General features: G+C 65.9%; 15 protein-coding genes. 13 read left to right on the forward strand and 2 right to left on the reverse strand.

Translation table 11 applies throughout. From position 1 onward, the window contains the following. Positions 1 to 73: 73 nt before the first annotated feature. The 11 genes from atpH (at position 74) to AB1411_03775 (ending at position 10,536) form a co-directional block, all read left to right on the forward strand. Positions 74 to 613, forward strand: a complete 540-nt coding sequence (atpH, locus tag AB1411_03725; GenBank protein ID MEW6542701.1) for an ATP synthase F1 subunit delta — start codon at positions 74 to 76, stop codon at positions 611 to 613. Between the two features lie 3 nt (positions 614 to 616). Continuing rightward, positions 617 to 2,134 carry a F0F1 ATP synthase subunit alpha gene (gene atpA, locus AB1411_03730; GenBank protein ID MEW6542702.1) on the forward strand — a complete coding sequence of 506 codons (1,518 nt, stop codon included), beginning with the start codon at positions 617 to 619 and terminating at the stop codon, positions 2,132 to 2,134. A gap of 53 nt (positions 2,135 to 2,187) precedes the next feature. Next, positions 2,188 to 3,054 (forward strand): ATP synthase F1 subunit gamma, encoded by an 867-nt coding sequence (atpG, locus tag AB1411_03735; GenBank protein ID MEW6542703.1) that lies wholly within the window; start codon positions 2,188 to 2,190, stop codon positions 3,052 to 3,054. Between the two features lie 88 nt (positions 3,055 to 3,142). Then, positions 3,143 to 4,588 carry a F0F1 ATP synthase subunit beta gene (gene atpD / locus AB1411_03740; protein ID MEW6542704.1) on the forward strand — a complete coding sequence of 482 codons (1,446 nt, stop codon included), beginning with the start codon at positions 3,143 to 3,145 and terminating at the stop codon, positions 4,586 to 4,588. An 84-nt stretch (positions 4,589 to 4,672) separates the two neighbouring features. Beyond that, entirely contained in the window at positions 4,673 to 5,089 is a 417-nt protein-coding gene (locus AB1411_03745) for a F0F1 ATP synthase subunit epsilon (GenBank protein MEW6542705.1), read from the forward strand. Positions 5,090 to 5,187: 98 nt separating this feature from the next. Then, a complete protein-coding gene (locus AB1411_03750; GenBank protein ID MEW6542706.1) occupies positions 5,188 to 5,391 on the forward strand; it encodes a DUF6722 family protein in 204 nt (67 codons plus the stop codon). 612 nt (positions 5,392 to 6,003) lie between these two features. Next, complete coding sequence (locus AB1411_03755; GenBank protein MEW6542707.1) at positions 6,004 to 6,246, forward strand: DNA-binding protein; 243 nt, start codon at positions 6,004 to 6,006, stop codon at positions 6,244 to 6,246. Next, the gene (locus AB1411_03760) at positions 6,243 to 6,644 is read left to right on the forward strand and encodes a type II toxin-antitoxin system VapC family toxin (GenBank protein ID MEW6542708.1); all 402 of its coding nucleotides are present in this window, start codon (positions 6,243 to 6,245) and stop codon (positions 6,642 to 6,644) included. The genes AB1411_03755 and AB1411_03760 overlap by 4 nt, the downstream gene beginning before the upstream one ends. Positions 6,645 to 7,275: 631 nt before the next feature. After that, positions 7,276 to 8,994, forward strand: a complete 1,719-nt coding sequence (locus AB1411_03765) for a PAS domain S-box protein (GenBank protein ID MEW6542709.1) — start codon at positions 7,276 to 7,278, stop codon at positions 8,992 to 8,994. Between the two features lie 55 nt (positions 8,995 to 9,049). Beyond that, positions 9,050 to 10,009 carry an RluA family pseudouridine synthase gene (locus AB1411_03770; GenBank protein ID MEW6542710.1) on the forward strand — a complete coding sequence of 320 codons (960 nt, stop codon included), beginning with the start codon at positions 9,050 to 9,052 and terminating at the stop codon, positions 10,007 to 10,009. 95 nt (positions 10,010 to 10,104) lie between these two features. Beyond that, positions 10,105 to 10,536: a hypothetical protein gene (locus AB1411_03775; GenBank protein ID MEW6542711.1), complete on the forward strand. Its 432-nt coding sequence runs from the start codon at positions 10,105 to 10,107 to the stop codon at positions 10,534 to 10,536. 98 nt (positions 10,537 to 10,634) lie between these two features. On the opposite strand, the gene AB1411_03780 is transcribed toward AB1411_03775, so the two are convergent. Next, positions 10,635 to 10,814: a hypothetical protein gene (locus AB1411_03780; protein ID MEW6542712.1), complete on the reverse strand. Its 180-nt coding sequence runs from the start codon at positions 10,812 to 10,814 to the stop codon at positions 10,635 to 10,637. 92 nt (positions 10,815 to 10,906) lie between these two features. On the opposite strand from AB1411_03780, the gene AB1411_03785 reads away from it, so the two are divergent. Beyond that, the gene (locus AB1411_03785) at positions 10,907 to 11,317 is read left to right on the forward strand and encodes a GNAT family N-acetyltransferase (protein MEW6542713.1); all 411 of its coding nucleotides are present in this window, start codon (positions 10,907 to 10,909) and stop codon (positions 11,315 to 11,317) included. 29 nt (positions 11,318 to 11,346) lie between these two features. Here AB1411_03785 and AB1411_03790 read toward each other — a convergent pair whose 3' ends face one another. After that, entirely contained in the window at positions 11,347 to 12,126 is a 780-nt protein-coding gene (locus AB1411_03790; GenBank protein MEW6542714.1) for a hypothetical protein, read from the reverse strand. A gap of 113 nt (positions 12,127 to 12,239) precedes the next feature. Here AB1411_03790 and AB1411_03795 point away from each other — a divergent pair, with 113 nt between their 5' ends. Next, positions 12,240 to 13,325: an alpha-hydroxy acid oxidase gene (locus AB1411_03795; GenBank protein ID MEW6542715.1), complete on the forward strand. Its 1,086-nt coding sequence runs from the start codon at positions 12,240 to 12,242 to the stop codon at positions 13,323 to 13,325. The last annotated feature ends 7 nt before the right edge of the window (positions 13,326 to 13,332 follow it).

Here is a 13,332-nt window from a genome sequence, read left to right on the forward strand (position 1 = left end):
GCTGGCGCGTTTTTTTTCGTGCCCACCCGCACGAGAATTTCCCTGTCCATCGCGGACTTCGCCGGTACAGACCGTGATCAAAAGTTCTGTCGCACGCCGGTACGCTAAAGCTCTGTTCGACTTGCTCGATCCCGCGGGCATTGGGTCCGCCCGGAGCGGCCTGACCGGACTGAGCGAGGCGCTCGAGGTGTCGCCCCAGTTGAAGCACGTCCTGGCCTCGCCGGCTTTCGGAGCCGAGGACAAGCAGGCCGTGCTCGCAGCGCTCGCGCGCAAGCTCAGCTGCCCGCCCGTGACCGAGCAGTTCCTCGCCCAACTGGTGAAGAAGAACCGCACCGGCCTGCTGCCGGAGATCGCCGACGCCTTCGCCGACTTGGCGGACCGGGCCAAGGGCACCGCCCGGGTGTCGGTCGCCTCGGCCAAGGCTCTGAGCGAGGCCGAGCGGACGCAGCTCCGCCAGCGCCTCAAGGAGCTGCTCAAGCGGGAAGTGGACCTGGAGTTCCACGCCGAGCCGGGCCTGCTGGCGGGCCTGCAGATCCGCATCGGGAGCACCGTCTACGACAGCACGGTGCGGAGCCGGCTCACGGCGATGCAGACCGTTCTGACCAAGGAGTAAGGCATGCAGATCAAGGCGGAAGAGATCAGCTCGATCATCAAGGAAAAGATCAAGGGCTTCGACAAGCAGGTCGACGTCAATGAGATGGGCTCCGTCATCCAGGTCGGGGACGGCATCGCCAAGATCTACGGCCTGGAAGGGGCCATGGCGGGCGAGATGCTGGAGTTCCCCGGCAACGTGTATGGCATCACGCTCAACCTGGAGGAGGACAGCGTCGGCGCCGTGCTCATGGGCGAGGACACGGGCATCAAGGAAGGCGATCCGGTCAAGCGGACCGGCCGCATCGCCGAGGTGCCGGTCGGCGAGGCCATGGTCGGCCGCGTCGTCAACGCGATCGGCCAGCCGCTCGACGGCAAGGGCCCGATCAAGGCCACCGCGACGCGCCGGATCGAGGTGCGCGCCCCCGGCGTGGTGGACCGCCAGTCCGTGCGCGAGCCGCTCCAGACCGGCCTCAAGGCCATCGACGCGATGATCCCGATCGGCCGCGGCCAGCGCGAGTTGATCATCGGCGACCGCCAGACCGGCAAGACCGCGATCGCCGTGGACACGATCATCAACCAGCGCGGGCAGGGCGTCTACTGCATCTACGTCGCGATCGGCCAGAAGCGCTCCACCGTGGCGCGGGTCATCAAGACCCTCGAAGAGAACCACGCGATGGACTACAGCATCGTGGTCTCGGCCACGGCGAGCGACGCCGCCTCGCTCCAGTACCTGGCCCCCTACGCGGGCGTCGCGATCGGCGAATACTTCCGCGACAACGGCAAGCACGCGCTGATCATCTACGACGACCTCTCCAAGCACGCCACCGCCTACCGGCAGCTCTCGCTCCTGCTCCGCCGGCCGCCGGGCCGCGAGGCGTATCCGGGCGACGTCTTCTACCTGCACTCCCGGCTGCTGGAGCGCGCGGCCAAGCTCAGCGACCAGAAGGGCGGCGGGAGCCTCACGGCGCTCCCGGTCATCGAGACCCAGGCGGGCGACGTGTCGGCCTACATCCCGACGAACGTGATCTCGATCACCGACGGGCAGATCTACCTGGCGAGCGACCTCTTCTATTCGGGCATCCGGCCGGCGATCAACGTGGGCCTCTCCGTGTCGCGCGTCGGCGGGTCGGCCCAGATCAAGACCATGAAGCAGGTCGCGGGCACGCTGCGGCTGGACCTCGCCCAGTACCGCGAAATGGCCGCCTTCGCCCAGTTCGGGAGCGAGCTCGACAAGGCCACCCAGGCCCAGCTCAACCGGGGCGTCCGCATGGTGGAGCTCCTCAAGCAGGGACAGTACAGGCCGATGCCGGTGGCCGACCAGGTCATCTCGATTTTCGCCGGCACCCAGGGCTTCCTGGACGACGTGCCCGTGGACAAGGTCCGGCAGTTCGAGGAGGACCTGCTCCACTACGTGGCGCAGCACCATCCGCAGCTCAAGGACGACGTCGTGAAGAAATCGAAGATCGACGAGGCGTTCGGCGGAGAGCTCAAGCGGGTCATCACCGAGTTCAAGCAGAAGATGGGGTACGGCGCCAAGTAGCGGCCAAGAGCGTATGGCTAATGGCTGATGGCTGAAGCGCAGAGAATTTAGGAATGCCGAGCCTGCAATCGCTGCGGCGCAAGGTCGCCGCGGTCAAGAACACCCAGAAGATCACCAAGGCCATGAAGATGGTGGCCGCGGCCAAGCTCAAGCGGGCCCAGGACCGGATTCTGGCCGCGCGGCCCTACGGGCACAAGATGCGCGAGGTGATCGCGAACCTGAGCCAGCGGGTGAACCGCGCCGCGCACCCGCTGCTCCAGAAGCGGAAGCCGAAGATCGTGGAGGTGCTGGTCGTGACCAGCGACCGGGGGCTCTGCGGGGCCTTCAACGCGAACATCGTCCGCAAGGCCCTCGAGTTCATCCGCGAGACGGAGGCAGCCGGCCACAAGGTGAGCGTGAGCCTCGTGGGCCGGAAAGGGCGGGATTTCTTCCGCCGCCGCCCGTGGCCGGTCCGGCAGGAATGGACGGGCATTTTCGACCGGCTGACCTACGAGCACGGGCTCGACATCGGCCAGGACCTGATCGACCAGTTCACGAAGGCCACGTTCGACGAGCTCTACGTGATCTACAACGAGTTCAAGTCGGCCATCCAGCAGCGCGTCATCGTGGAGAAGCTCTTCCCGATCGACGTGCCGGAGGGCGCCGAAGCCGCTGCCTCCGGCGGGAGCTACGAGTACGAGCCGGACGAGGACGAGCTGCTCGCCGCCCTGCTGCCCAAGCATTTCGAGACCCAGGCGTTCCGCATCCTGCTGGAATCCTCCGCCGCCGAGCACGGGGCGCGGATGGCCGCCATGGACGGGGCGACCCGCAACGCCGGCGAGCTGATCAAGAAGCTGACGCTCTATTACAACAAGACGCGCCAGGCCGCGATCACCAAGGAGCTGATGGACATCGTGGGCGGCGCGGAAGCGCTGAAATAGGCAAGGGGCTAGAGGCGAGAGGCCAGAGGTAAGAAGTTCTGCCCCTTACCCCTTGCCCCTCGCCTTGAGCGAGTGAAAGGAGCGAGTCGTGAGCACAGGACAAGTCATCCAGGTGATCGGCCCCGTGGTGGACGTGGAATTCCCGCCCGGGCATCTCCCCCACATCTACAACGCGCTCCAGATTGACCAGGAGGAGGACAAGAAGTCGGGCCGCCCCGCCATCCACCTGACGCTCGAGGTGGCGCAGCACCTCGGCGAGAACCGGGTGCGCGGCGTGGCCATGTCCTCGACCGACGGCCTCGTGCGCGGCATGGAGGTGAAGGACACGGGGGCGCCGATCGCCGTGCCGGTCGGCCGCGAGACGCTGGGCCGCCTGATCAACGTGCTCGGCGAGCCGGTGGACGAGATGGGCCCGATCACGGCCAAGAAGAAGTACCCGATTCACCGTCCCGCGCCCGCCCTGGACGACCAGGAGACCAAGACCGAGATCCTGGAGACCGGGATCAAGGTCGTGGACCTGCTGGAGCCCTATTCGAAGGGCGGCAAGGTCGGCCTCTTCGGCGGCGCCGGCGTGGGCAAGACCGTCATCATCATGGAGCTGATCAACAACATCGCGCTCCACCACGGCGGCTTCTCGGTCTTCGCGGGCGTGGGCGAGCGGACGCGCGAGGGCAACGACCTCTGGCACGAGATGCAGGAGTCCAAGGTCATCGACCCGAAGGATTTCGCCAAGTCCAAGGCCGCGCTCGTGTACGGGCAGATGAACGAGCCGCCCGGCGCCCGGCTGCGCGTGGGGCTGACCGGCCTGACCGTCGCCGAATACTTCCGCGACGAGGAGCACCAGGACGTGCTGCTCTTCATCGACAACATCTTTCGGTTCACCCAGGCCGGCTCCGAGGTGTCCGCGCTGCTGGGCCGCATGCCCTCCGCGGTGGGCTACCAGCCGACCCTCGGTACCGAGATGGGCGCGCTGCAGGAGCGGATCACCTCGACCCGGAAGGGCTCCATCACCTCCGTGCAGGCGATCTACGTGCCCGCCGACGACCTGACGGACCCGGCGCCGGCCACGGCCTTCGCGCACCTGGACGCGACGACCGTGCTGTCCCGGTCGCTGGCCGAGCTGGGCATCTATCCGGCCGTGGACCCGCTGGACTCGACCTCCCGAATTCTGGACCCGCAGATCATCGGCGAGGAGCACTACAAGGTGGCGCGGGGCGTCCAGTCCATCCTCCAGCGGTACAAGGACCTGCAGGACATCATCGCGATCCTGGGCATGGACGAGCTGTCCGAGGACGACAAGCTGGTCGTGGCGCGCGCGCGGAAGATCCAGCGGTTCCTCTCGCAGCCGTTCCACGTGGCCGAGGCCTTCACGGGCACGCCGGGCAAGTACGTGAAGCTCAAGGACACGGTCCGGAGCTTCAAGGAGATCCTGGAAGGCAAGTACGACGACCTCCCCGAGCAGGCCTTCTACATGGTCGGGCCGATTGAGGAAGTCCTCGCGAAGGCCGAGAAGCTGGGCTACAAGAGAGGGTGACAGGTGACGCGTGACAGGTGACGGGTAAGAGGCACCGGCTCTTTTCAATTCGTCACGCATCACGAGTCACACGTCACGAAAACGATGGCTGGCAAACTCCTCTTAGAAGTCGTCACGCCCGACAAGCTCCTGCTGAGCAAGCAGGTGGATGAGGTCATCGCCCCCGGCACCGAGGGCGAGTTCGGCGTCCTGCCCGGTCACTGCCATTTCCTGTCCACGCTGAAGATCGGCGAGCTGCGCTACCGGGTGGGCGACGCGACCGAGTACATGTCGGTCCTCTGGGGCTTCGCCGAGGTGACGCCGAAAAAGGTCACGATCCTGGCCGAGGTGGCCGAGAAGGCCGAGGACATTGACGTGGAGCGGGCCGCCGCCAAGGTCGCGGAGGCGGAGAAGCGTCTGGAGATGGGCGGCCTGCCGTCCGAGCTCAAAGAAGCCCAGATCAGCCTCGAAAAGGCCCGCCTCCGCCAGAAGCTCGCCGAACGCGCCCGCCGTCGTAAGTAACGTTGCTCCCTCGCCTCTTGGGAGAGGGCCGGGGTGAGGGTGCTCCTGAACCCAAAGCCGCTCTTGACGGGTCTCCAGCACGCGAGTACGATCGTAGCGTGCATCGGAGGCAGCGCGAGAACCTTGCGCGGTATGCTTGCGATGTCAGCAAGATCATGGTGGCGGTCCCTGTACTCGGCAATGCTCTATCGGCCGGGTTTCCCATTCTGGCATTTTGGCTTGGCATGACAGCCGCACTCGTTTTTCTTGTGCTGGGGCTGTTCCTGGACCGGGAGTCGGAGGCGACCCATGAGCAACCTTGAAGTGTTCTTCCTGCTCATGATCGTGATCGGCCTTATCGGGATCGGGCTGATTCTCCGCCACGACGCCAAGAAGTCTTCAGACAAGCGCGTCTGATCCTCCACTCCAGAGCGTAGCCCTCCGCTCCCATAACTCTCGTCGCGACCATCCTTGAGATGATGCCTCGGCTGACCGGGCGAACACTCCGGAAGCCGCCACGATGCGGCTCTTGCTCTTCTGCCATTCACACCGGTCATAGTTTCGCAGCGCTCAGGAAGACCAACGGAACCGCGCTGCTCTGCTCCCTTGGCTCTTGATTGACTCTTTCCCCGCAGAGGCGGCTCGCCTCCATGTTCATCCCGTCCAGCCCAGCCAAAGAGAGTATGGAAAGGCCGATCCGCTCCAAGACCCGGCCGCCTCACCATCTCGGCGGCGCGCACAAACGTGGCGCTCTTTATTCATCGCGCCGTGCGCCCCATCCGTTCCAGCCGAAAAAGAAAGAGTGGCGGGACAGGTCGCTGTGAAACCTGTCCCGCTGAGTTGCAGCGTCTGACCTCTTGACTCCCCACTCTCCTTCGAGTACCGTTTTCAAGGATTCCAATTCGGAACCATTTTGGTTGCTCCATGGAGGCAACATGGCGACGCTCACCATCAAAAACATTTCCGATCGAGTGGTTAAACGTCTGAAGGCTCGTGCAGTGCAACATCATCGGAGCTTGAATTATGAGGTGATCGCCTGTCTGGAGGCGGCGGCTCAGGCGACGCCAATCGATCCTGACGCATTTCTAGCCCGCGTCCGGTCGATCCGACGGACACCGGCGAACTTCAAGTTGACCGACAAGACCCTGGCCCAACTCAAGACTGCGGGTCGCCCATGATCGTGGCCGACACCAACTTGTTGGTATACCTCTACGTCGAGGGACAACGAACCAGCCAGGCGGAGATCGCATTGGCGAAAGACCCCCTGTGGGTGGCACCGCTCTTGTGGCGATCCGAGTTTCGAAATACGGTCACGGGGCTGGTGCGAAAGAAGGCCCTGGCTTTGGAAGATGCGTTACGGATCGTGGATGACGCGGAGCGGGCCATGGCCGGGCGTGAGTACAGCGTTCTGTCCCACGACGTGCTCCAGCTTGCCGCCCGGTCCGGTTGCTCGGCCTATGATTGCGAATTCGTCGCGCTGGCTCAGGACTTGGGCATCCCGTTCGTGACGTCCGATCGGCAAGTGCTGGCGGCGTTTCCCACCACGACAGTATCCCTCGACCGGTTCACTGTCTAACGCGCCCGCCGCAAGTGATGCTGTCTCACCATCGCCCTTGACGGGAGAGGGTTGGGGTGAGGGTGCCTGTGCAGCTTGGCTCTCCGCTCCTGCCCTTCCGAACGATTCTCCCAAGATGCCTCGGCTGACGAAGGGCGGACGCCTCCGGCGTCAGCATGATGCGTTGCAGTCTCCTGGCTGGTCGGCACCGTACTGTTGGCCGGTCGCCTCAACGGAATAGAAGAACGGCGACCGGCACTGGGTTCCGCCTCCCACTGCCTCATTCCCGCCATGTTGAACGCCTCCGTGTCTATCCCTTCCAGCCGAGGCAAAGGCAAAAATGGTAGCGGGACAGGTCGCTATCAAACCTGTCCCGTCTATTGCTACAGACGGAACAGGACGAAATTTGAATGCGCATTGGATTCCAAGTAGACTTGCTTTCCAGTAGAGGGCTTAGGTCCCAAGATGCGCTGCACGGGTAGTCTGCGGCAGATTTTCGTTAGACCGCGGTGGCGTGAGGGCCGCCCGGGAGGCTCGTAGCGGGTGAGATGACAAATCCGTTAGGGCGGAGGACGTTGCTGAGGCTGGCTGGGGCGGGGTCATCGCTTGACAGAACCGGCGGCGCCGCACTAGGCTCGCCCCTCCGCCGAGGATGACCGCGATCAGCTCCATACTGGACGCCATCTGGAAACCGGGCGGCAGGCGATTCCGTCTGTACGAGACGATCGCCAATTTCCACCAGTTTTCCATCCTGCACACCCTCGTTGCCATTACCCTGTGCTATCACCTCGTCTTCAGTCCCGAGGCGGGGCTGAGCCCCGAGGCGCGGAACCTCCTGATCCTGCTGCTCCTCGTCACGACGGCCGCGATCTGGCGGGTTCCGCCGCGCCTGTTCGGGGCCGGCTGGTTCGTGGGCGGCTGGGTCCTGGGCGACACCCTCCTCACCGTCGCCGTGATCTTCCTGTCCGGGCACACCGGCTCTGCGCTCTACGTGGCCTTTTTCCTGATCATCCTGCTGGCAGCCTTCGCCCAGAGCTTGAAGCAGACGCTCCTGCTCTCCACCGTCCTGTGCGTCGGGTACGGAGCGGTGCTGTACGTCGAAGGGACCATCGGAAGCTTCTCACTCCAGGAGGATCGCCTGCTGCAGATTCCTCTGCTCCTGGTCGTCGCGACCTTTTACGGGCACGCCGTGGAGCTGCTCCGCCGGGAGCGGGTGCGGCAGTGGACCCTGGCCAACCAGCGACAGAAGGCCCAGGACGCGCTGCACGAGAGCGAGGAACGCTACCGGGCCGTCATCGAAGCGGCCACGGACGCCATCATCGTGGCGGACCACGGGGGGCGCATGGTGTCGTGGAACACGGGCGCCCAGCGGATCTTTTCGTACTCGGAGGAGGAGGTGCTGGGCAAGCCGCTGACGTTCCTGTTTCCGGCGCACCAGCGGCCGGAGCTGGAGCGGTTGGACGCGACCGGGGCATCCACGGCGGTCGGACGGACCGTCGAGTGCGCCGGCCTGCGGAGGGACGGGAGCGAGTTCCCGTTGGAGCTGTCCGTGAGCACGTGGCAGACCGTCCAGGGACGGTTTTACGGTTGCATCATCCGCGACATCACCGGGCGCCGGCGCATCGAGCACGTCAAGGAGGAGCTGGAAGCGCAGAAGCAGGAGGCGCTCCGGCGCATGGCGGGCGGCATGGCCCACGACTTCAACAACCTGATGACCGTGATCGTGGGATACAGCGGGATGGCCCTGTCGAGCCTCTCCGCCGGGCACTCCGCCTATAGTTACGTGGAGCAGATCAAAGAGGCCGGGACCAGGGCAGTGGAGCTGGCCCGACACCTCCTGGTCTTCAGCCGCCGCCACGTGCTCGAGCCCAGGGTGCTGGACCTCAACGAGACGCTGGCCAACCTGGAAGAGACGCTGCGGCAATTGCTGGGCGAACGCATCGAGCTGGTGATGACGTTGGACCCGGCTCTGGGCCGCGTCAAGGCCGACCCTGCTCACCTGGCCCAGGCCGTTTTGAACCTCGCCGACAACGCGAGGGACGCCATGCCCGAGGGGGGCCGTCTGACCGTGGAGACCGCCAACGCCCAGCTTGCGGACATGCTCCCTCCGCAAGACACGGGCATGGGGCCCGGTCCCTACGTGAAGCTGACGATCGGCGACACGGGCCTGGGGATGGACGCGGAAACGCGGACCCGCGTGTTCGATCCCTTCTTCACGACGAAAGCGTTGGGGAAGCGGACCGGCCTCGGCCTGTCCACCGTCTACGGGATCGTCAAGCAGAGCGGCGGCCACATATGGGTCCGGAGCGAGCCAGGGCAGGGGACCACCTTCACGATCTGTCTGCCGCGGGTCGAAGACGTGGGCGAATAGGTCTCCGCGAAGCATCCCGGGTCCCGCCTGGACGTCGTGAACGAGAGAGAGGCTCTTGAACGGTCGCGCTGAGATCATCGTCACCGCCGGCGAGCAGCCGAAGCGGCTGGACCTGTTCCTGGCGAGCCGCGATCCGGCCCTCTCCCGTTCGGCCCTGCAGCGCCTGATCGAAGAGGGGCGGGTCACGGTCAACGGCCAGCCCGTCAAGCCCAGCTACAAGATCCGGCCGGGCGACCGGATCGCGCTGGACATTCCCCGTCCGGAGCCGCTGGAGCTCAAGCCGGAGCCGATCCCGCTGGACATCCTGTTTGAGGATGAGGCGCTCGTGGTGCTGAACAAGCCGGCCGGGCTCGTCGTCCATCCGGCGCCGGGGCACTGGACCGGCACGCTGGTCAACGCCCTGCTCCACCACTTCGGCCGGCCGGGCGGAGCGCTCTCCACGATCGGGGGCAAGGAGCGGCCCGGCCTCGTGCACCGGCTGGACAAGGAGACCTCCGGCGTCATGGTCGTGGCCAAGACCGACGAGGCCCACCGGTCCCTCGCCGGCCAGTTCAAGCACCACACGATCACGCGGGTCTACGAGGCGCTGGCCTGGGGTGCGATCAAGAAGGCCGAAGGGCTGATCGAGCTCGCGATCGGCCGGGACGTGAAGGAACGGAAAAAGTTCTCCGCGCGCACCGCGAAGCCCAAGGAGTCGGCCACGGTGTACAAGGTCCGTCAGCGACTCGGGAAGGCGGCGACGCTGGTGGAGCTCCACCCCCGTACCGGCCGCACGCACCAGATCCGGGTCCACCTGGCGGCCCTCGGCCACCCGGTCCTGGGAGATCCGACCTACGGAGGCCGCAAGGTCGGGGACGTGGGCGGGCTGGACATTCCCCGCGTGATGCTCCACGCCCGCACGCTCGGCTTCACCCATCCGGTGACCGGCCGGCGCGTGGAATTCTCCGCTCCCCTGCCCCTGGACATGCAGGCGGTCCTGGACGCCATCGCGGAGGGCCTCCCGGCCGGGCGCTGAGCGCTCTTGACAGGCCGGACCGGGCAGAGTATGTGTCAGCCGATCCGGCTGCAGCCGGCAGTCGGTTATCTGCGTTCAGCCGAGAAGCACAGAGCGTGACCACCGGAGAAGCCCTCGACCTGATCGGCGGCCTGATCGCCTCCGTCAAGACGTTCAGCGCCAAGCTGCCGGCCGTCGTACATCTGTCAGTGGTGCCGGGCGGGATGAAGCCGACGCCGGAGGCCGTGGCGTCTTACGAGCAGACCCTCTCCCGCTTCCGCTCCCAGGTCGGCGCGACGCCCTACCGCAAGCTCACCGATCTGCTGCTCGAATCGCTGGAGGCTTTCGAAGCGGGCAAGGTGTTGGGCGCCGTGCAGCCGCTGCTGGCGATCCTGGACCAGTTGGAGCAGATGCGGGGGGACAAGGAGATCGCGGTGACCCAGAAGGACGAGAAGCAGATGCAGGAATACCGAGCCGCCCTGCACAGGATTCTGCCGGGGAACAAGCCGGAGCTGGAAGAAGAAGCGAAACGGCTCAAGAAGCCGTGATGGGTGACGGGTGACGGGTGATGGGTCGGATCGAGGAGGGATGAGGGCCAGCTTGGGTGGCTACTCGTCACCCATCACCTATCACCGATCACTATCGTTCAGTGGCCCATCTTGGGGCCGGCGGCGTTCGCCCCTTTGGTCACCAGCTTGAACCGGACAATCTGATGACAGTGGGGGCAGGTGGTGCGGATCGTGTTTTCGTCGAGGTACTCGACGGCCTCTTCCTTCACCCACATCAGCTTGCTGCAGCGGGGGCAGGCATTGACCAGTTGTCCCATAGGTCCCGTCACCTTCAATCGGATCCCCGGCCGGACCGGCTCGGGTCGGGCTGTACTCTAATACAGGGGGGGTGCGTCTCTCAAGACCGATGGTGACCTTCTCCGAACGAAAGGATTTCGACCCGGCCCTCCTAGTCCGGCTCTACGAACAGGCGCCGTGGGCGCTCGGCCGAACCGAGGCGGACGTGCGCCAGATGCTGGCCCAAACGGATCTGGCTGTCTCGGTCTGGGACGGGGATCGGCTGGTGGGGTTCGGGCGGGTCCTGACCGACTATGTCTATCGGGCTTCGATTTGGGACGTGATCGTGGACAAGGAGTATCAGGGGCAGGACATCGGCACCCAGATCATGCAGCACATCCTGCGCCATCCCTCGCTCAAGCGGGTGGAGCTGTTCTGGCTCTGCACCAGAGACAAGCAGGCCTTCTACGAGAAGCTGGGCTTCAGCTCCAAGGAGCAGACCGGCATGGTCTGGGTCAGGGCCAAGCACGCCCGCCTGGAGTAGCAGGCTGCTGAAAACGGCCACCAACGGTATTATTGGAAGCCTTCGAGGAGCTTCGACGCCGCCTTCCCGGCTTCCTCCCCGGCCTTCTCCACCGATTCGCGGAGAGATTCGGCGGCTTTGCCCAGCGGCCGGGCCGCTTCCGCGATCGCGCGCGTGACGGCATGGTGGACCGCCGTGGTGATCGCGGCGGACAGCTCTTCCGGCCTGGCCCCGTTCGTCTCCTTGCCGATGTCTCTGAGGTGCACGTCGGGGAGCCCGATCGCAGCCCGTTGCTCGCCCAGCGCGCCGCCGCTCACCCAGAGGCTCACGCGCCCGTTCGTGAGCCTGAACTCCTTGACGAGGATTCTCCTGCTTCCCGCGGCGTCGGCGGCCTGCGCCGCAGCCGCCTTGGCCCGCTTCCCCGTTGCGGCGTAGGCCTGGACGTTGTCGCGAATCCTGTTGAGGTTGCTGTTGCCGGAGAAGACTCCCTCCACGGTGACGTCCGGGCTCTCCACGGAGACCTCGGTGACGACCAGCGGGTTGAGGAAGAGCGAGAGGGGGGCCACGCAGGCCCGCACCGTCTCGACGCTGAACGAGCTCGGCGCGTGGAATCCGGAAGGATTGCCGATGACCAGCCCCTTGATGGTCGCGCATCCGGTGAGCAGCGACAGGTTCACGGCCTGCAGGCGGATGGTCGTCTTCGTCATCGGCGGGACGAGCCGCTCGATGTTGGTCTTGATCACCGACCCGAGCCAGAGGGAGAGCGTGACGAGGACGGCGAGCCCGACCAGGCCCAGGACGAGCAGCACGACCAGCCACTTCCGCTTCATGGCCCCAAAAGGATAGCGAAAATAATCGGATTTGTCGCGGATCGGCTATAATGCCCGCCGCGTAGACGATCCGTCTCACGACATCGGCACGATCAGCCGGATCGGATTCCATTGTGGCCCGGAAGCTGGACACCCTGTTGAACCTGCGCGAGTTCGAGGAGCGGGCCGGGGCCAAGCTCCCGAGGGCGGCCTTCGCCTACTTTGCGGGCGGCGCCTGCGACGAATGCACGTTGCGCGACAACCTCGAGGCCTTCCAGCGGCTCCGGCTCAAGCCGAAGGTCCTCGTGGACGTGAGTCACCGCGACCTGGCGACGAGCGTGCTGGGTCAGAAGGTCGCAATGCCGATCCTCATCGCCCCCACCGCCCTCCACCGGCTGGCCCATCCAGAGGGCGAGCTGGCCACCGCGCGGGCGGCTGGCGCAGCCGGCACGGTCATGGTCCTGAGCACCCTCGCCACCTGCTCGCTGGAGGAGGCGGCCAAGGCCGCCGCCGGTCCCCTCTGGTTCCAGTTGTACGTCTACAAGGATCGGGGCTTGACCAAGGAGTTGGTGCAGCGGGCGGAAGCGGCCGGTTACCAGGCCCTGGTCCTCACGGTGGACGCGCCGCTCCTCGGGCGCCGCGAGGCAGACCTGCGCCGTCAATTCCGGCTGCCCGCCGGCACGGAGCTGGCCAACCTGCGCCAAGCGGGATTGAAACGGTTGCCGGCCGCCAAGGGCGAGTCGAAGCTCGCCGCCTACTTCGCGTCGCTGCTGGACCCGTCCCTGACCTGGCGGGATGTCGAATGGCTGCGATCCCTCACCCGTCTGCCGGTGCTCGTAAAGGGAGTCCTCCGCGCGGACGACGCGGTCCGTTCCGTGGAGGCCGGCGCGGCCGGCGTGATCGTATCCAACCACGGGGGCCGGCAGCTCGACACGGTCCCGGCCACGATCACGGTGCTGCCCGAGATCGCGGCGGCGGTCGCGGGGCGAGCCGAAGTCCTGCTGGACGGAGGCATCAGGCGGGGCACTGACGTCCTCAAGGCCTTGGCCCTCGGCGCGAAGGCGGTGCTGGTCGGCCGGCCGGTCCTCTGGGGCCTGGCCGTCGGCGGGCAGGCCGGCGTGTCGCGCGTGCTGGGGCTCCTGCGCGGCGAGCTGGACCTGGCGATGGCCCTCTGCGGCTGTCCCTCAGTCCAGGCGATCACCGCGGACCTGATCGCCTGACGAATCT

This window comes from Nitrospirota bacterium, from assembly GCA_040757595.1.
Lineage (GTDB): Bacteria > Nitrospirota > Nitrospiria > Nitrospirales > Nitrospiraceae > JBFLWP01.

What these genes read in the sequence shown, in the direction of transcription:
- atpA (MEW6542702.1), top strand. Translation starts at nt 617, where the DNA reads ATGCAGATCAAGGCGGAAGAGATCAGCTCGATCATCAAGGAAAAGATC.
- atpG (MEW6542703.1), top strand. Translation starts at nt 2,188, where the DNA reads ATGCCGAGCCTGCAATCGCTGCGGCGCAAGGTCGCCGCGGTCAAGAAC.
- AB1411_03745 (MEW6542705.1), top strand. Translation starts at nt 4,673, where the DNA reads ATGGCTGGCAAACTCCTCTTAGAAGTCGTCACGCCCGACAAGCTCCTG.
- AB1411_03755 (MEW6542707.1), top strand. Translation starts at nt 6,004, where the DNA reads ATGGCGACGCTCACCATCAAAAACATTTCCGATCGAGTGGTTAAACGT.
- AB1411_03760 (MEW6542708.1), top strand. Translation starts at nt 6,243, where the DNA reads ATGATCGTGGCCGACACCAACTTGTTGGTATACCTCTACGTCGAGGGA.
- AB1411_03765 (MEW6542709.1), top strand. Translation starts at nt 7,276, where the DNA reads ATGACCGCGATCAGCTCCATACTGGACGCCATCTGGAAACCGGGCGGC.
- AB1411_03780 (MEW6542712.1), bottom strand. Translation starts at nt 10,814, where the DNA reads ATGGGACAACTGGTCAATGCCTGCCCCCGCTGCAGCAAGCTGATGTGG.
- AB1411_03790 (MEW6542714.1), bottom strand. Translation starts at nt 12,126, where the DNA reads ATGAAGCGGAAGTGGCTGGTCGTGCTGCTCGTCCTGGGCCTGGTCGGG.